At 35.7% G+C, this 18,214-nt stretch carries 20 protein-coding genes; 13 read left to right on the forward strand and 7 right to left on the reverse strand.

What is annotated here, in order from left to right:
* Positions 1-3 precede the first annotated feature (3 nt).
* Positions 4-1,233, reverse strand: a complete 1,230-nt coding sequence (locus ACTIEI_RS01870; RefSeq protein WP_439504577.1) for a hypothetical protein — start codon at positions 1,231-1,233, stop codon at positions 4-6.
* A gap of 10 nt (positions 1,234-1,243) precedes the next feature.
* Positions 1,244-2,590 (reverse strand): OmpA family protein, encoded by a 1,347-nt coding sequence (locus ACTIEI_RS01875; protein WP_439504578.1) that lies wholly within the window; start codon positions 2,588-2,590, stop codon positions 1,244-1,246.
* Positions 2,591-2,700: 110 nt separating this feature from the next.
* On the opposite strand from ACTIEI_RS01875, the gene ACTIEI_RS01880 reads away from it, so the two are divergent.
* Together ACTIEI_RS01880 and ACTIEI_RS01885 are read left to right on the forward strand one after the other, a co-directional pair.
* On the forward strand, positions 2,701-3,243 hold the full coding sequence (locus ACTIEI_RS01880; RefSeq protein WP_439504579.1) for a sigma-70 family RNA polymerase sigma factor: 543 nt from the start codon (positions 2,701-2,703) through the stop codon (positions 3,241-3,243).
* Positions 3,236-3,955: a tetratricopeptide repeat protein gene (locus tag ACTIEI_RS01885; RefSeq protein WP_439504580.1), complete on the forward strand. Its 720-nt coding sequence runs from the start codon at positions 3,236-3,238 to the stop codon at positions 3,953-3,955. Before ACTIEI_RS01880 ends, ACTIEI_RS01885 begins: the two co-directional genes overlap by 8 nt.
* 2 nt (positions 3,956-3,957) lie before the next feature.
* Here the strand turns inward: ACTIEI_RS01885 and ACTIEI_RS01890 are convergent, their stop codons facing one another.
* The 5 genes from ACTIEI_RS01890 to ACTIEI_RS01910 form a co-directional block, all read right to left on the reverse strand.
* Positions 3,958-6,801 carry a CHAT domain-containing protein gene (locus ACTIEI_RS01890; protein WP_439504581.1) on the reverse strand — a complete coding sequence of 948 codons (2,844 nt, stop codon included), beginning with the start codon at positions 6,799-6,801 and terminating at the stop codon, positions 3,958-3,960.
* Positions 6,802-6,869: 68 nt separating this feature from the next.
* Positions 6,870-7,355 carry a hypothetical protein gene (locus ACTIEI_RS01895; RefSeq protein WP_439504582.1) on the reverse strand — a complete coding sequence of 162 codons (486 nt, stop codon included), beginning with the start codon at positions 7,353-7,355 and terminating at the stop codon, positions 6,870-6,872.
* A gap of 33 nt (positions 7,356-7,388) precedes the next feature.
* On the reverse strand, positions 7,389-8,111 hold the full coding sequence (locus tag ACTIEI_RS01900; protein ID WP_439504583.1) for a hypothetical protein: 723 nt from the start codon (positions 8,109-8,111) through the stop codon (positions 7,389-7,391).
* A 105-nt stretch (positions 8,112-8,216) separates the two neighbouring features.
* The gene (locus tag ACTIEI_RS01905; protein WP_439504584.1) at positions 8,217-9,206 is read right to left on the reverse strand and encodes an aspartate-semialdehyde dehydrogenase; all 990 of its coding nucleotides are present in this window, start codon (positions 9,204-9,206) and stop codon (positions 8,217-8,219) included.
* A 179-nt stretch (positions 9,207-9,385) separates the two neighbouring features.
* Positions 9,386-10,309 (reverse strand): PfkB family carbohydrate kinase, encoded by a 924-nt coding sequence (locus ACTIEI_RS01910; protein ID WP_439504585.1) that lies wholly within the window; start codon positions 10,307-10,309, stop codon positions 9,386-9,388.
* Positions 10,310-10,452: 143 nt separating this feature from the next.
* Between ACTIEI_RS01910 and ACTIEI_RS01915 the strand changes: the two genes are divergently transcribed.
* From ACTIEI_RS01915 to ACTIEI_RS01965, 11 genes are all read left to right on the forward strand, one after another.
* On the forward strand, positions 10,453-11,046 hold the full coding sequence (locus ACTIEI_RS01915) for a TetR/AcrR family transcriptional regulator (protein WP_439504586.1): 594 nt from the start codon (positions 10,453-10,455) through the stop codon (positions 11,044-11,046).
* Positions 11,039-12,112, forward strand: coding sequence for a 1,2-phenylacetyl-CoA epoxidase subunit PaaE (gene paaE, locus ACTIEI_RS01920; protein WP_439504587.1), 1,074 nt, complete (start codon positions 11,039-11,041; stop codon positions 12,110-12,112). The genes ACTIEI_RS01915 and paaE overlap by 8 nt, the downstream gene beginning before the upstream one ends.
* 9 nt (positions 12,113-12,121) lie before the next feature.
* A complete protein-coding gene (gene paaA / locus ACTIEI_RS01925) occupies positions 12,122-13,063 on the forward strand; it encodes a 1,2-phenylacetyl-CoA epoxidase subunit PaaA (protein WP_439504588.1) in 942 nt (313 codons plus the stop codon).
* A 17-nt stretch (positions 13,064-13,080) separates the two neighbouring features.
* Complete coding sequence (paaB, locus tag ACTIEI_RS01930; protein WP_439504589.1) at positions 13,081-13,449, forward strand: 1,2-phenylacetyl-CoA epoxidase subunit PaaB; 369 nt, start codon at positions 13,081-13,083, stop codon at positions 13,447-13,449.
* An 8-nt stretch (positions 13,450-13,457) separates the two neighbouring features.
* Positions 13,458-14,240, forward strand: coding sequence for a 1,2-phenylacetyl-CoA epoxidase subunit PaaC (gene paaC / locus ACTIEI_RS01935; protein WP_439504590.1), 783 nt, complete (start codon positions 13,458-13,460; stop codon positions 14,238-14,240).
* Positions 14,234-14,722, forward strand: coding sequence for a 1,2-phenylacetyl-CoA epoxidase subunit PaaD (gene paaD, locus ACTIEI_RS01940; protein ID WP_439504591.1), 489 nt, complete (start codon positions 14,234-14,236; stop codon positions 14,720-14,722). Before paaC ends, paaD begins: the two co-directional genes overlap by 7 nt.
* Before the next feature lie 9 nt (positions 14,723-14,731).
* Positions 14,732-15,508 carry an enoyl-CoA hydratase-related protein gene (locus ACTIEI_RS01945; protein WP_439504592.1) on the forward strand — a complete coding sequence of 259 codons (777 nt, stop codon included), beginning with the start codon at positions 14,732-14,734 and terminating at the stop codon, positions 15,506-15,508.
* A 16-nt stretch (positions 15,509-15,524) separates the two neighbouring features.
* A complete protein-coding gene (gene paaI / locus ACTIEI_RS01950; RefSeq protein WP_439504593.1) occupies positions 15,525-15,944 on the forward strand; it encodes a hydroxyphenylacetyl-CoA thioesterase PaaI in 420 nt (139 codons plus the stop codon).
* The gene (locus ACTIEI_RS01955; RefSeq protein ID WP_439504594.1) at positions 15,941-16,534 is read left to right on the forward strand and encodes a transferase hexapeptide repeat family protein; all 594 of its coding nucleotides are present in this window, start codon (positions 15,941-15,943) and stop codon (positions 16,532-16,534) included. Before paaI ends, ACTIEI_RS01955 begins: the two co-directional genes overlap by 4 nt.
* A gap of 41 nt (positions 16,535-16,575) precedes the next feature.
* Complete coding sequence (gene obgE / locus ACTIEI_RS01960; protein ID WP_439504595.1) at positions 16,576-17,580, forward strand: GTPase ObgE; 1,005 nt, start codon at positions 16,576-16,578, stop codon at positions 17,578-17,580.
* 158 nt (positions 17,581-17,738) lie between these two features.
* Positions 17,739-18,161, forward strand: a complete 423-nt coding sequence (locus ACTIEI_RS01965) for a hypothetical protein (RefSeq protein WP_439504596.1) — start codon at positions 17,739-17,741, stop codon at positions 18,159-18,161.
* Positions 18,162-18,214 lie beyond the last annotated feature (53 nt).

Raw genomic sequence — 18,214 nt, forward strand, 5'->3', positions numbered from 1 at the left:
AAATTAATTTAGCTCAATGATGTCAAAATAAATTTTCCAGTAGTCAACGCCATTATTACGAATGATATAAGAATTGGCGCCACTTTTCAGGTCTTTTAGAAAAATATTTCTGAAATTATCATTTACACTAACAATTGTTGAGTTGTCTTTAGTTGCATAATCACCTTTTGATTCATGATCTATATTTCCTTCGTATAAGCCACCTTTAATATGCAGTTTTGCATTTTCGAAATTGGCTCTAGGGATAGTAAAGGTGGATGAACTATTGGTAACCGGTTTCTTTTCATTTAGACTCCAGTAGGTAAAATGTGCGTAAGATGTACCATTCTTAACTGGACTGTCAAAAAAATTCAAATTGGTTATTACCGATGATTGATGTTGAACAGTTGCATTCAATGAGCCATAATATTCTCCTTTATTCTTAAAACTAGCAACCTTTAAACCCTTTTCGTCAGTTCTATCAATGACTAAATTTTCAATCATGGTAATCGTAAGTTTAAAAGAAGTACTCGTTCTGTAAGGATTTAATCTGTCTTCCTCATTAGGCTGTAACATATCGGCAAGCTCTTCTTCTAATTTTTTTGCTATAACTGGGCTAATCTGTAATGATTGAGTGGGTTGCAATTTTGGAAAAATAGTGTTTGTAGCCTTTACATTCATTCCAGTATTTGTACCAGAAACTGCATTAAATACAACACTATCACGAAAAATGGCGTATTCATCAAATTCATACAAATTTGCACCTGAATAATGAACCTGTGGCATTTTATTATCAATGGTCCAAATTTTTTCAACCATCTTTTCAACAACTGATAATTTGGTGCTGTCAAAAGGATGCTTGTAAAATGCAAAATAATATCTAAATGCTTTTCCGTATCTTCTACCATTCTTGCTAAAATCAGCTCCTCGAACGCTTGGTGCTGCAATGACATAACGATTTTTGGCAGGATCAAATACTTTTAATTCAAAATTGCTGATATTATTTACATAAACCCCATTTTCCATATCAAAACTCATGGGCTTAGTTGGTCTTGCGATTACACTAAATGGGTCAATCATTTTTAAGGTATTGGCGTCGGGAGTAGCGAAAATTAGTTCTCTCGCAAGTCTAGGCATTCCTTGGTCACGCCCAGAACTGACTGTTTGATTATTCACCCATTTGGTATGTAATCTAAATTGGGCAAAGCTTGTAACTAATATTAACTGACATACAATCGTAATAACAATTTTCATAAATAAAATTTTAAAGTTTAATAAATTCTACTCTTCTATTGGCTGCTTTTTCTTCAGGTGTTTTATTGGCATTCAAAGCTTCTGAAGACCCTTTACCATCGGTGACAATTCGGGTATCATCTATTCCAAAGCCATATACAAAGCGCATTTTAACGGCTTCAGCTCGCTTGACTGAAAGTGTTTGATTCGCCGCTGGATTACCATCACTGTCGGTATGGCCAATGATTTTTATTTTAAGGCCTGGATTGTCGGTTAAGATTTTACCGATATCTGCAATAATGGTATTGCTTTCAGGTTTTATTTTATCGCTATTGGTATCGAATAAAATTTCTGTAGTACTGAATTTGCCTTCAGTCAACAATTTGCTTCGAGTATCCGGAGCCGCAATAGCGTACTTGATATTATTGATAAACACCGAACAATTATCGAAAAAATTTCTGCAAATTGACATTTGATATTGCCCATCATTTTCAGTAAAAAAACGAGGTATATCGACCAACTTATCTTCATTTGCATAAACCCTTAATCGGCCTTTTTGTCTCCAAATAGAGATTTTAACAAAGCGATTATCAGCCACATCCCATTGTGGCATTTTAATTTGATTCTCAAATGACAGTCCGTTAGCATTAGCATTCAATACGCTGACATAGGCTTCTGCTGCGCCTGGGTGAAGAAACAAAACGGATGTACCAGGACTAAAAAAGTTTTGTTTTAAGAGATCATCTTTTAACGTTGAAAAAATGAGCCCAAAGCCACTGTAATTATTGGTAGGGTCATTTTGAATTCCCGCATTAAATTCTAAAGTGAAATTATCAGGTAATGTTTTAATGGCATCAAATAAGAAATTACCATTCTTGGTCAGATTCAACCATTTGCCTTCTTTGCCTTCTATCATAACAATTTCACCGCTGGCATTGGTATTGATATCAGCAGGAAAATCTCCAATATCCACTCTTGAAAAGTCGTCAAAATAGAGGGTCTTTTCACCTGCTACAAAATCATATTTACCAGTTGCTTTTCCTGTGAATGCGCCATTCGGGGATTTAGAACTATTCTCCCCTTCAGCTAGATCAGTCTTTTTATTAGAATCATTCCCAGTATTTTTCTCGTCCTTAGCACCATCGGTCTTTTTTTTCTTTTTAAACCAAGCCCCAGACAATAAACTGTCTACTGCAGCATCTGCTTTGTCTCCAACCTTATTGCCAATTTTATCGCCAGTATTTTCAGCCCTTTGTTCAGAAGTAGCTTTGGTTTTCTCTTTAATTCGTTGAAAAATAGACTTTTTGGCTTCTTGAGAATACGCAAAAAATTGAATCCCAAGAAAAAACAAAGTGGTCAACAGTTTTAAATAGCTCATTTTGAATGACTTTAATAGATGAATACAATCATTAGTGCCTAATTGGAAAAAAAGTAAACTCGATAAGCATTTTTTATTTTTGGATTTACTTTTAAAGGATATTTACACTAATGATGAGTGATGATTTAATTAAAGCGGAATTATCCTTAGAGAATAACCAAGTTCTTGAGCAAGTGTATCGGGAGAATAGAGGCATTTTCATGTCATTTGCTAAAAGATATAATTTGCCTGATGAAGATATAATTGATATTTATCAGGATGCAATTGTGGCTTTAGTTGAACATGCGAAAAAAGGGAAGTTATCAGAACTAAACTGTGCGATATCTACCTATTTAATTGGAATTGGAAAGTTTATGCTGTTGAAGCATTTAAAGAAAAAAAGAATCCTATTCGTACCGTTTGATATAGAGGTTAATATAGAATGGGACGATTTGGAGCATATACAAAAAGAGCAACAAGTTCAATTATTACAAACCTATTTTTTAAAACTAGGTAGTCATTGTCAAAAAATTCTTGAACTGTTTTATTATCGAGAAAAAAAATTAGATGACATTGTAATAGCACTTGGTTACGACAATAAGGATGTAGTAAAAAGTCAAAAATCTAGGTGTATTAAACAACTTAGAGAATTAATTGAAACCAATCATGGATAAAGAAGCATTGCTTAATGGCTATTTTGACAATACACTTACAGAAAGTGAATTAATCGCTTTCAATGATCTATTGGAGAAAGATGCAAGTTTTGCCGAAGAATTAGCATTTAGAAAGAATTTAAAAAATGGCATTCATATTAATGAAAGAGCTCGTATAAAAACTACCATTAAACAATTTGAAACTGCTAACAATAAACAGACATTCCAGCAAAAGTATTTCAAATGGATAGCGGCAGCAACTATCATCACTTTCATATTGATTGCCCTTAATCAGTATACGCAAAACCCAAAACCTGAAATACTATTCCAAGAATTTTACACTGGATACCCCAATATAATTGCCCCCACAGAAAGAAGTAAAAATAATATAGATTCATTAACACAATCCGCTTTTGCAGCTTACGATCGGGAGGCATTCAAGGAAGCTTTAGAAGGTTTTAAAATCCTAGAAGAGCAACAAAAAACAGCATATACATCTTTATATATCGGTATCTGTTATTTAGAATTGAAAAATAGTGTTGCCGCAATAGAAATTTTACAAAAAGCTATTTCACTCAACAATACTTATTCCTTAACAGCTAAATGGTACTTAGCTTTAGCCTATTTACAAAATAATCAGCCCGAATCAGCAATAGAAATCCTTAAACAATATGCTGTTTTGGAAGAGCCATTTAAACAAGAAGCTGAAAAATTATACAATAAATTAAAGTAAACTTAGTTGGCTCTTTTCCTTTTTAAAAAGATAAAAACACTAAGCAGCAAAATGGCTATAACAAAACCTGCATATTTCACCCATGGGGTTGCATCTGCTATTTGATCATTGTTGCCAATTAAAATAAAGCCGCTCCAGAAATAAGGGTGACTTTTAAGCGGATTCATTTTGATGAAATGCTGCTTGGCATTCGCCAAAGCAACATGCTTGGAAAGTCCCTTTTTCAATTGTTCATAAAACAACAGCATAATCTCAGATGTTTCTTTATCGGGAACTTGCCATAAACTTACTACAGTGCTTTTAACACCAGCATATGTAAACGCTCTAGATAAACTCATAATGCCCTCTCCTTCAACCAGTTTTCCAGCACCAGTATTACAAGCACTTAATACAACCATCTCTGCAGGAATGGCTTTGGTATACAATTCATTAAAATACATTGGTTGTGCATTTGCAAACAACAAATAGGACTGATTAAAGTCGTTGTCATATAGAACAGAATGCATGGAGCAATGAAGTATACCATAAGATTTATTTTGAACCAAAAAATTCGTTTTAGATGCTTGCTGACCTATAAAAGCTTTACCATCAAATAAATGAACAATTGAAGTGGCTTCAGTTGTAGCATAAGGTAGATTGGCAAATTGGGTATTATTATAAACAGTATTGTTATAAGTGGGCGCAAATGTGGCGAGTTTTACTGAAGTATTCGTTTGCTTTTGCTTATTATGTAAGTACCAAAGTGCAATAGATGCATTGTAGGTAATATTAGCTTGCATAATAAAGTAGTCATTAGATTGAGGATTCTGCAAACTTTCAAATGGCAAATAATTTAAATAATTATCAGGGATAATGGTTAAGTTTTTTGCTGATACATCATTAAGTAATAATTGAAATAAAGCTTTTCCAGTTGTGTCAACTTGATTATTAGGTTTTTTAAGTGCTTTTACAAATTGATTGACTTGTTGCTCGATGGCTATTTTTTTTCCTAATAATGTTATTTTAATATTGTCATGTGTGATATAGGCTTTATACACATGCTCATGCGTGATATAATACTTTAGAATCGCTTCATCTTTATTTAAAAGTTTCATAGCATTGGCAATAGAATAATCTTTAAGTGTCAAGTCAACAAAACCCTTTTTTAAAGATTGTATTTGCTTATTCAATGCATTTAGTCGAGCGTCAATTGCCTTCAATTTTTCTGCATAATTTTTTTGCTTGCCGTTTTTGACTTGTTCAGAAACCCAGAATGTTTTTTGCTGTTGCAAAACATTTAAATCATTATTTAACAACCCTATAGGAGTATTTGACTGTAATAATTTCTGCTCAAATTCCTTCGCAAGATGGACTGATGCATTGGCTTCTATTGTAGAAATCATTTCAATGGCAAAAGCCGAATTATTTTTATATTTTTCAAGTGCAATAAAAAAATACGATTCAACAATTTTTTTATGCAAATTATTTAACGTAGGTGTAAATGCGCCCTTTCGATAAAATTCATTAAATAGTAAAGACGCTAACTTTGTTAATTTTTCAGACTTTTGAATGTATGACTGTTGGCGGGTTTGCTTAAATGCTTCATTATAAATGAGAGCAGAACTAATAAAAATATTGACGTATCGATTATTATTCAGATCTAATAATTTTTGTTCATCAACTTGAAGTAATGTTGTTTTTTTGCCTGTATGAATTTCAATTAATGCATTGATATTCTTTTCCATGATTCCGATAGCTGAATCATGTATTGATAGACTTGAAAGATTCATGGCTTTCATTGTTTCTAAGCCGAACTTACTCATGCTAGTAGGGGGGAAATCATAAGCACTTAAGGAAGCATTCACATGATAGAGGGCTTTTTCATACTCCTTCATTTCTCTATACTGGTTGGCTAATTTAGAATGTGCCAATACCATGCTAAAAGGATCTTTATACTTGATAGCTTCAGCCAAATACATTTTACCAAGCCGAATACCTTCAATATGATTATCGGAATAATAATTGTAATAATCGCATAAAAGGGTAATACAGGATAAATAATAGTTGATATCTGCAGGCCTTTCATTTGAAGGTGAAAATTGAATTTCGTTTTTTATTTGCTGCAATATTTTATTAGCTAATACAAGATCTTCATTTACGGTAGCTACATTCACCTGCATCTTACGATACACTCGTTTAGCATAATAATATTCTTTTGTATTGGTTGGCTTTTGAAATTGCGATTGATAAAATGTATTAAATTTTTGAAAAGTTTTATTTATGCCCACATTGTCTTCATATTCACCATAGTAGTAAAAAAGATTATTATAAGCAGCTATATAATCCATCACTTTAATTTTATCAAAATTTGATTCCATTAAGTCAATGGCTTTTTCAACACTAATTATATCTTTTTTTTGGTTCCCCATACTTGAATAATTGAAAGAAAATTCAATATATAAGCGAACTTGTAATGGGATATTTCGGTTTAAAACTGATTGATATTTTTGAGTGATTACTTCATAAATGTCTAAAGACTCTTGATATTGTTGATTAGCAGACAAAGCCAAACCATAAGCCATCAAAGTATTCGCTTTTAGTGAATCACTAACACTTTCATAAAACGGTTTTTCTACAATACTTAAATAGCTTGATTTTACCGCTTCATACTCCCCATGGTCGTAAAGTTTTTGAAGTTGTTCGATATATTTAGGGAATAACTGATTGAGCGATTTTAAATCATTCCTTTGGCTATATAAATTAAGCTGATCAATGATTGACTTTTCGGAAATAGAAGTTTCAACTTTTTGCTGCGCAATACCGTTTAAAATAAAGAGTATAAATAAGCAAGCAGTTAGAATTCTCATTCTTTGGAAAATAAATTATTATCCATACAATTTACAAGAAAGATTTACATAAAATAGCCTGATGAAAATTAATTTAATTTTCGTTGATATGCCCTTACTGCATAGCTATTGATTTTCTTAAACTTCAATTGTTCGTTTTTAACGTTCACTTGAATGTATTCTTTAAACAAACCATTGCTATCGTTAAAGCCAATAATACAGTCTAGAGAAGCCTTTCCTGGCTTAATTGTAACCACTGGATCAATACCAAAATTCGGAATCGTAATCATTTCAGTTGTCCTAATTTCTTTGTATTGAATTTGAACCTTGTATTCAAAAGTCTTACTAGTTTCATAAATATTAACCCCAAATTTCCAGTTATTAGCATTGCCCATTCCATCATCAATAGGTAGGGAAAAAGTAGCAATGGGTTTTTTAGATGGGAGTTCCCGCTCCTCAGAAACGCTAGGGGCTTTAATTAACACAGTATCTATCTTAGATTCACTTTGTTTGTTTTCTAAAGCCGTACAGCTTACACTCGAAATCAATAAACCAAAATATACAATAGCTCTCATTAAAAAAATATTGAACTCAATTTATTAAATAATTCAATATCGAATCATATCACCAACGGATTCATCAGTTAAGAGTTTTTTGAGAATAGGATCTTCCATTACTTTAGTGTAGTCCATCCATGTCCCATTCACTTTTATTTTCCTTGCCACCAGTCGAATACCATGACTATAATCGACATACCAGTTAACATGCCCAGTATATAAGGGTTGTATGGGTTCTCCATTCAATAAATGCCACCCATAAATAGCCACCCGATTTGTTTTAGAAGACCTTGCAATTAAATCGCTAATTACTACATCTTTTTTTATTCCAGCAATCAACCCTTTTCGCTGCTTGCGTTGTCCCTCAATAATTAAATGGTGCTGCCACATAGTAATAGTACTATCACGATGACTGTACATTGGTATTGGTGCTAGTTTAAGTTTAGCAGCATGGTAAATATCATTCACCATTTTACGCGTAGGTAAAAAGCAATCCAAACTGTCTGCTATTTGTTGAGCTGCCATTGGCGTTAGTGGCACTCTAGCCCAATTATTATTACCGCCTACACTAAGGTAATCGGGCAAAACATAATAAGTTGCCCGATTCACCTTTCGGGTAGTGGAATCTACTGCAGTAACATTGATGGGAACTAGATGTAAAAGAAAACGAGGAATATTTCCCGCCAATACTTCTTTTGTTGCAAATGAATCACGCTGCTTCCATTGCATACGCAATGCATCCCAATAAAACTGCTCGCCTGTTTTGTGAGGCATTAATGATTGTTTGGATGGCCAATACAATTTATGTTGGCATCCAGTGCAAACATAAATCAACAGCAATATGAACAATCGATTCATCCCTATCTATTCATTTATCAATTACAATAATCCTTTCGCAAGCATATACTCAGCAATTTGTACTGCATTGGTTGCAGCACCCTTTCTAAGATTATCGCTTACAATCCACATATTCAAAGTATTAGCTTGTGATTCATCTCTTCTAATTCTACCTACAAATACTTCATCTTTTTCATGTGCCCATAATGGCATTGGATAAATTTGATTAGGTAAATCGTCTTGAACAATTACACCAGGGGCAGCAGCCAATAATGCTTTAACATCTTCTACAGTATAGTCGTTTTCAAATTCAATATTCACACTTTCGCTATGCCCACCAACTACTGGAATACGAACTGTTGTAGCAGTTACTCGTATTGAATTGTCTTGCATGATTTTATTGGTTTCCAAAACCATTTTCATTTCTTCTTTGGTATAACCATTTTCTAAGAATACATCAATTTGAGGAATGACATTCAAATCAATGGGATATTTATAAGCCATTTCTCCTTCTACCCCTTTGCGCTCATTAAACAATTGATCTACTGCTTTTTTACCCGTACCAGTAACACTTTGATAAGTGCTCACCACTACCCGCTTGATTTTATATTTTAAATGCAATGGCTGTAATGCAACCACCATTTGTATGGTAGAGCAATTGGGATTGGCGATTATATAATCTTCACTAGTTAGGACCCCGGCATTCACTTCAGGCACTACTAATTTTTTAGTAGGATCCATTCGCCAAGCAGAAGAATTATCAATCACTCTAATACCAGCTGCTGCATACTGTGGAGCCCACTCTAAAGAAGTACTTCCCCCAGCAGAAAATATAGCCACTGAAGGCTTTGCAGCAATACCATCCGCCATACTAACTACTTTATAAGCTTTGCCTTTAAAGCTTACTTCCTTACCAACCGATCTTTCAGAAGCTACCGGTACTATTTCTGTCACCGGAAAATTTCTTTCTGCTAATACCTGCAACATTTTGGTTCCAACTAAACCTGTTGCTCCAACTACTGCTACTTTCATTTTGTTCCCCCCTGTCTCCTTGATGGAGTTTTAGTGTTAAAAAAAAGGCCTTCCAAATTTGGAAGGCCCGTTATATGAATCAATTTAAAACATACAAACACCTTCCCCTTAGAGCGGTTTTTTGTTACGTTTCATATTTTTAATCATTGTCATCTAAAAACGAATATACAAGCTTTCAATTAATTACCCAACTGAATATCAAAGTTCACCAACTGAACAAACTCATCCAATCTTGCATCAATATCTGATTGATTAATTTCTCTTAAACGTTGAGTACCAAATTTCTCTACACAAAAAGAAGCCATTGCACTACCTACAATAATAGCCGTTTTCATGTTTTCAAAAGAAATGTCTTTGGTTTTTGCAATATGACCAATGAATCCTCCAGCAAAAGTATCACCCGCACCAGTTGGATCAAATACTTCTTCTAAAGGCAATGCTGGTGCAAAAAATACTTTGCTGCCATGAAATAATAATGCACCATGCTCCCCTTTCTTAATAATTAAATATTTAGGGCCCATCTGCATAATTTTAGCAGCAGCTTTCACCAATGAATATTCACCGCTCAACTCGCGGGCTTCGCTATCGTTCACCATTAAAAGGTCTACCATTGCCAAAGTTTGCTTCAAGTCGTCCATTGCAATTTCCATCCAGAAATTCATGGTGTCCATTACAATCAACTTTGGTCTGGTTTTTAATTGCTCAATTACACTTCTTTGTACGGAGGGAGCAAGGTTGCCGAGCATCAAGAACTCACAGTCTTGGTAGCTATCTGGTACTACAGGCTCAAAACTCCCAAGCACATTAAGCTGAGTGTCTAAAGTATCGCGGGTATTCATGTCCATATGGTAGCGACCGCTCCAAAAGAAAGTCTTTTCATCTTTTTTGATCTGTACCCCTTCTAAGTCTACACCACGATCAGTAAGGATGTCTAGCTCTGCCTGAGGAAAATCTCCCCCTACAACAGAAATTTGCTTAACTGGAGTATAATTAGAAGCACACCAGGCAATATAAGTACCCGCGCCACCTATAATTTTATCGCTTTTCCCAAAGGGAGTTTCAATGGCATCAAAAGCCATGGATCCAACTACTACTAAAGACATATATTGATTTTATAATAAGGCTGCGAAATTAATGGATTATCCGCTAACCCAAGCCAAATGAGGCAAAAGCGTTAAAAACTAACAAAACTAGATTAATTCGCTATTTTCTTTGCTAACATATGTTAGTATATTATCTTCGTACCATGGCTAGAATAAAAATTGAAAAGAACAGTAGCCGAAAAGAGGTTATTGTTAGTAAAGCTGCTTCATTATTTAGAGAAAAAGGCTTTAAAGCAGCTAGTATGAGAGATCTAGCTGAAGCAGTAGGGGTAGAAGCTGCCAGCCTATATAATCATATTAAATCTAAGACAGAGTTACTGCACGAATTGTGTTTTGGGGTTGCCAACCGATTCATGCAACATATGGACGCAGTAGAATCTAAAAAAAATAGCTCTATAGCTAAAATAGAAGAATTGGTTCGCTTTCATATCAACGAAATGGTAAACCATTATGAAGAAGTATATGTAAGTGATAGAGAATGGAAACATTTATCAGACCCCTACCTTTCTAATTTTCAGAATCAGCGAAGAATGTATCGCAAAAGATTTGCAGCGATTATAGAAACCGGTATACGAAACAAAGAAATTAAAGCAATTGATGCACCTACTGCCGTTTTGATTATTCTGCATGCCATCAGCGGTATTGAAAGTTGGCATAGATCAACACAAAAAATAAATGCAGCCGAATTAACCAATAATATGATTACCATTTTGGTGGGAGGATTAAAAAATGTATAAGTTTGAAACGCTACCAGTTAAAGAAGTAAGGCAAGAAACAGCAGATTGTGTTTCTATTGCATTTGATGTTCCAGAAACCGCAGCATCCGCTTTTGCATTTAAGCAAGGCCAATACATCACCATTAAGACAACCATTAATGAAGAAGAAATAAGAAGGTCTTATTCTATTTGTAGTAGTCCTTTAGACAATGAATTAAGGGTTGCTGTAAAAAAAGTTTCAGGGGGTGTTTTCTCTACATGGGCAAACGAAAAATTGAAAGCAGGAGCAATGCTCGAAGTAATGCCGCCTCTGGGAAAATTCTACACAGAACTCGATGCCAATGCAAAGAAACAATATGTTGCTTTTGCATCGGGCAGTGGAATTACACCCATCCTGTCCATTATTAAAACAACCCTATTAACCGAACCATTGAGCCATTTTACATTGGTTTATGGTAATAGAAATAGGCATAGCATTATTTTTAAAGAAGCCTTAGAATCGCTCAAGAATAAATTCATGGGTCGATTCAGTATTGTTTATATTTTATCCAGAGAAAAAACAGACGCGCCCATTCACTTTGGAAGAATAGATCATGAGAAGTTTCAACAACTCTGTAACAATATTTTAAAGCCTACCACAATTGATGAATACTTTTTGTGTGGGCCAGAAGAAATGATTTTTAGTGTTAAAAAAGCGTTAGAAGAACGCGGAGTAGACAACAAAAAAATCCATTTTGAATTATTTACTACAGGAGCTAAGGTTAAAAAAGTTAGCAATACGCAAGCAAGTAACAAGCAAGAAGTTAAAAGTCATATCACTGTTAAACAAGACGGGGTAACATTTGAATTTGATTTAGGATTTGAAGGCGAAAGTATTTTAGATGCAGCTTTAAAGCATGGAGCCGATTTACCCTTTGCATGTAAGGGCGGTGTATGCTGTACCTGCAAAGCTAAATTGTTAGAAGGCGAAGTAGATATGGATGTGAATTATGGATTAGAGCAGGAAGAAATTGAACACGGGTTTATATTAACCTGTCAGTCTCATCCACGAACAGAAAATGTATTAATTGATTTTGATGTTAAATAACCAATAATTATGGAACAAGCGTTTGAACAAATCTTTCAAGACAAGATTGATCGTGAAGTAAGAATTGAGCCAAAAGACTGGATGCCAGAAAAATACAGGCAAACATTAATCAGACAGATTAGTCAACATGCTCATAGTGAAATCATTGGTATGCTGCCCGAGGGTAATTGGATCACCCGAGCCCCATCATTACGCAGAAAAGCCATTTTAATTGCTAAAGTTCAAGACGAAGCAGGACATGGTTTGTACTTATACAGTGCTGCGGAAACCCTTGGTATTAGCAGAGATCAGATGTATGATCAATTGCATACTGGAAAAGCAAAATACTCATCCATCTTTAATTATCCTACCCTTAGTTGGGCGGATATGGGTGTAGTGGGTTGGTTGGTAGATGGTGCTGCAATTATGAATCAAGTGCCTTTATGCAGAAGCAGTTTTGGACCTTATGCAAGAGCGATGGTACGCGTTTGTAAAGAAGAAAGTTTTCATCAACGCCAAGGATTCGAAATACTGTATGTATTAAGTAAAGGAACTGAAGCGCAGCGTAAAATGGCACAAGACGCCATCAACAGATGGTGGTGGCCTAGCTTAATGATGTTTGGTCCTAAAGACGACGAAAGCCCAAACACCATTCAAAGTATGAAATGGAAAATCAAACGTTTTAGCAACGACGAACTCAGACAAAAATTTGTAGACGTTTGTGCAGAGCAAGTAAAAGTATTGGGCTTTACACTACCCGATAAAGATTTAAAATGGAATGAAGAAAGAGGCCATTACGATTTTGGACCCATTAACTGGGATGAGTTTTGGCAAGTAGTACAAGGCAATGGACCCTGCAATAAAGAACGTTTAGATGCGCGCAAAAAAGCATGGGAAGAAGGTGCTTGGGTTAGAGATGCTGCATTAGCCTATGCCAATAAAAAAGCCAAACAAAAACAAGCTGCTGCTTAAAACTAAAACTAATCATCATGAGCTTTCAAATAAATAAACTCTATTACGGCGACTACGGCGAAAGCAAAAACGGAGCTGCCGATATTTCTACCAATCAAACCAATACTGCTGAATGGCCTTTATGGGAAGTATTCATCAGAAGCAAACAAGGCTTAGACCATAAACATGCAGGAAGCTTGCACGCTGCAGATGCTGCAATGGCCATTGAAAATGCTAGAGATGTTTATACCAGAAGAATGGAAGGCGTTAGTCTTTGGGTAGTAGAGAGTAAACATATACACGCAAGTAATCCTGACGAAGCCGGATCCTTATACGATCCAGCCCATGATAAAGCATATAGACATCCCACTTTTTATAATTTACCAGAGGAAGTAAAATACATGTAATGGCGACAATGAAAAACGAGATTGATTTTTTACTTCACTTAGCAGACAATGCATTAATTATTGGACATCGCAACAGTGAATGGTGCGGTCACGGGCCCATTTTAGAACAAGATATTGCCATCACCAATATTGCGTTAGACTATATTGGTCAAGCGCGAAATTTTTATCAGCATGCAGCTGAATTAATTAATCGGCACCCAATAGGTATTGATATCACCCAAACAGGAAATGATATAGTGTTGCCCGCAACGGAAGATAGCTTGGCCTATTTAAGAGATGTTCGTGAGTTCAAGAATTTATTGATTACAGAAATTCCCAATGGAGATTGGGCACATACTACGCTGCGATTATTTTTATTGAGTGAATTTGAAATGCAATTGTTTACGCAGTTATTACAACACCCTGATACGCAAGTGGCAGCGATTGCAGAAAAATCAATTAAAGAAGTTAGCTACCATGTAAAATGGAGTCAAGATTGGGTACTAAGATTGGGTGATGGAACAGAAGAGAGTAAACAAAGAATGCAAGCCGCTATTGAAGCAATTTGGGCTTATACAGGTGAGCTGTTTATTCAACCCGAATATGCTACAGCAGCCTGTTTAAATTATGCAGCTATTCAAGATGTATGGAACAAAAAAGTTTCAGCTGTTTTTGAAGAAGCAGGACTCAATATTCCTTCAAAAACATTTGTACAAAAAGGAGGCGCAGAAGGAATGCATACAGAACACTTAGGATATATTTTAGCAGAAATGCAATACTTACAAAGAGCATATCCCAATAGCGAATGGTAAACAATACAATTGCCATCAATGCCATCTGGAAAATTCTGGAAACTGTTAAAGATCCAGAAGTGCCTGTATTATCAGTAGTAGATTTAGGGGTGATCAGGGCTGTTGCATTAGAAGGGCAGCATGTAACGGTTACCATCACACCTACTTACACAGGTTGCCCAGCTATGGACATGATTTCGATGCATATTAAAATGGCATTGAATGCTGCGGGTTACCAAACCACTATTCAAACTATTTTATCTCCCGCCTGGACGACTGATTGGATAACCGAAAATGGGAAGCAGCAACTAAAAGCCTACGGCATTGCTCCCCCTGTGGGAAAAAGTTTTGACCAAACTTATTTAGAGGATTTAATAGTACCATGTCCGCAGTGCAATTCTACGCATACGGTGTTGGTATCACAATTTGGAAGTACTGCTTGTAAAGCTTTATATAAATGCGAAGAGTGCAAAGAGCCCTTCGATTATTTTAAATGTCATTAATTAACTTATATGGACCCAATATTATTTACCATTGAATCAGGCGTTGCGTTTATTACTATGAACAGACCTGATAAATTGAATTCTTTTAACAGAGCAATGGCATTGCAATTACAAAATATTTTAGACCAATGTGCTGTCGATGAAAATGTTAGGGCCATTTATTTAACTGGCGAAGGAAAAGGATTTTGTGCAGGACAAGATTTAGCAGAAGTAGTAGATCCGGAAGGACCAGGCATGCAGCGCATTTTAAGTGAGCATTATAATCCCATTGTACAACGCCTCAGAGATATTGCAAAGCCAGTAGTAGCAGCAGTAAATGGCGTTGCCGCAGGTGCGGGGGCTAATATTGCTTTTGCTTGTGATGTAGTAGTTAGTAAATCTTCTGCTTCATTTATTCAAGCATTTTCTAAAATTGGATTGATTCCGGATAGTGGTGGAACCTATACCCTACCTAGATTAATTGGTTTTCAAAGAGCCAGTGCACTCATGATGCTGGGCGATAAAGTTTCTGCAGTAGAGGCATTACAAATGGGTATGTTGTACAAGGTATTTGAAGATGAAATATTTGAAACAGAAAGTAAAAAAATAGCATTGCAGTTGGCGCAAATGCCTACCAAAGCATTAGGCTATATTAAACAAGCATTGAATGCTTCTGCTACCAATGATATAACTACTCAATTGGCATTAGAAGATGGCTTACAACAAAAAGCGGCAGCTACTGCAGACTTTAAAGAAGGCGTGGATGCATTCTTAGCTAAACGAGCACCTCAATACAAAGGACAATAACCCTAAATTATTTACTATGACACCACAGCATATTGTTGACGAAATGATGAAAGCAGATATGTTTTCTCAGTGGTTAGGAATTGAAGTGATTGCCATTCAAGAAGGGTACAGCAAAATCAAAATGCAAGTAAGACCAGAAATGATGAATGGATTGGGCATAGTGCATGGGGGCATTGCTTTTGCATTTTCGGATAGTGCATTTGCTTTTGCTTGCAACAACAGAAATAATTTATCGGTTGCATTAGATACTTCTATAAATTTTTTAAAGCCCGTGCATGTGGGCGATACGTTGATTGCAGAAGCAAAAGAATTGCACAATGGAAGATCAACAGGCTTGTATCAAATAACTATTTTGAATCAACACGAACAATTGGTGTCTATTTTTAAAGGCAACTGTTTTAGAACAGGCAAACCAGTGGTAAAAGCATCCATATGATTTATTCATTTAAGGGATTTATACCGGTAGTACACGAAAGCTCGTTTGTACATCCACAAGCTGCTGTAACAGGCAATGTGATTATTGGAAAAAATGTTTACATAGGACCAGGTGCAGCTATTAGAGGTGATTGGGGTGCCATCATTATTGAAGATGGTTGTAATGTGCAAGAGAATTGTACCCTACATATGTTTCCGGGGACGACTGTTTTATTAAAAGAGAATGCACATATAGGTCATGGTGCAGTGATTCACGGAGCTACCATTGGTCGCAATTGTTTGGTAGGCATGAACTCCGTTATCATGGACAATGTAGTATTAGAAGATGAATGCATTGTTGGTGCCATGAGTTTTATTAAGGCCGATGAAATTATTCCTGCACGCTCATTGGTAGCTGGAAACCCTGCAAAAATCATTAAGCAAGTATCTGATGAAATGATTGCTTGGAAAACCAAGGGCACTCAATTATACCAGCAACTTCCCAAGGAAATGCATAATTTTTCTGTTGCCTGTGAACCATTGAGAACTGTTCCGCATGATCGTCCCGAACAAGAAATACTATTTGAGACATGGAATGCAATGAAAAAGTAGCACAATTTGCAATGTTGTATCTTTGCAGCTAAATCATTCAAGTGTCGGAAAGGAATAACTTCATAGACTATATCAGAATTTTTGCCCGCAGTGGTCACGGTGGCGCAGGTGTTAGGCATTTTATGCGCAATAAATTAACTGCAATGGGTGGGCCTGATGGAGGTGATGGAGGCCGCGGTGGTCATATTATTTTAAGAGGGAATAGTAACCTTTGGACACTATTGCACTTGAGGTATTTTAAAAACGTGTTAGCCGAAAATGGAGAGAATGGTAGCAAAGACAATTGTACTGGAAGAGATGGAAAAGATATCATCATAGATGTTCCATTAGGGACTGTTGCAAGAGATGAAGAGACCGGAAAAATTGAAGCAGAAATTTTAGCAGACGGACAAGAATATATTTGGATTCGTGGAGGTAGAGGTGGGCTAGGTAATGGCAATTTTGCTACCCCAACCAACCAAGCACCCGACCATGCACAACCAGGAGAACCTGGTATAGAAGGCTGGAAAAATATTGAGCTAAAAGTATTGGCAGACGTGGGTTTGGTAGGATTCCCAAATGCAGGAAAATCTACTTTACTATCTTCAATAACCGCTGCTAAACCTAAGATTGCCAACTATGCATTTACTACCTTGATTCCTCAATTGGGTATGGTAGAATATCGCGATTCAAAATCATTTTGTATAGCCGATTTGCCGGGTATTATTGAAGGAGCAGCAGAAGGAAAAGGATTGGGACATCGTTTCTTAAGACATATTGAACGCAACTCCGTTTTATTATTTCTAATTCCTGCAGACAGCAATGACCATGGTAAAGAATTTGAGATTCTACGCCAAGAGCTGAGAAATTATAATGAAGATATGTTGCAGAAAGATTTCATCATCGCTATTAGTAAAAGTGATATGCTCGACGATGAATTAAAAGAAGCCATCAGTAAAGAATTGCCGGCCAATATCCCACATGTATTCATTTCTTCGGTGACCAATAAGGGGTTAACCGAGTTAAAAGACCTGCTCTGGGATACTTTGAACAAGCCAGTTAAATAAAATAACTACTTCATTTTCAATTACTTATAATTTTAACTCCATCCAACGGGTTACTTTTTCCTCGTTTGGGTATTAATGTGTATAGTGTACACTAAGCTTTTTCGTTTGCTGTTGCCATTTGAGAAGAATCTATTTACTCACAGTAAAATTTGAAAAGTATGAAAAAGCAAACAATCGTTACCAGTGTTAAGAGAATCGTTTTTGGATCTGTGGTGTCTTCATTGATGTTTTTATCGGCCAACGCGTCTGTATCTCCTGTAAGAGCTTATGATATATCTACTAAGAGCAAAGCAGAAGTAAAGTACAGTGGTATTGATAAAAATCAATTACACACGATTCAGGTAAAATTCAGCAACCCAACAGGTGCATCATTTAACCTTATCATTACAGACGCCAACAATGAAATGATTTTCAAAGGCAATTATGCTGAGAAAGATTTCAACAAAACTTTTAAATTCCCAAAAGACGAATCAAGCAAATTGTCTTTTGTAATTGAAGAAGTAAAATCAAAGAAATCTGAACAGTACAATGTAAGCTTTGAAACCATTATTATTGAAAACGCTGTAATCAGCAAAAATTAATTAAAAGGGAGCATGAAAAAAAAGAGGCACTCAATTGAGTGCCTCTTTCTATT

It is taken from the genome of Sediminibacterium sp., from assembly GCF_051860225.1.
Taxonomy (GTDB): Bacteria; Bacteroidota; Bacteroidia; order Chitinophagales; family Chitinophagaceae; genus Sediminibacterium.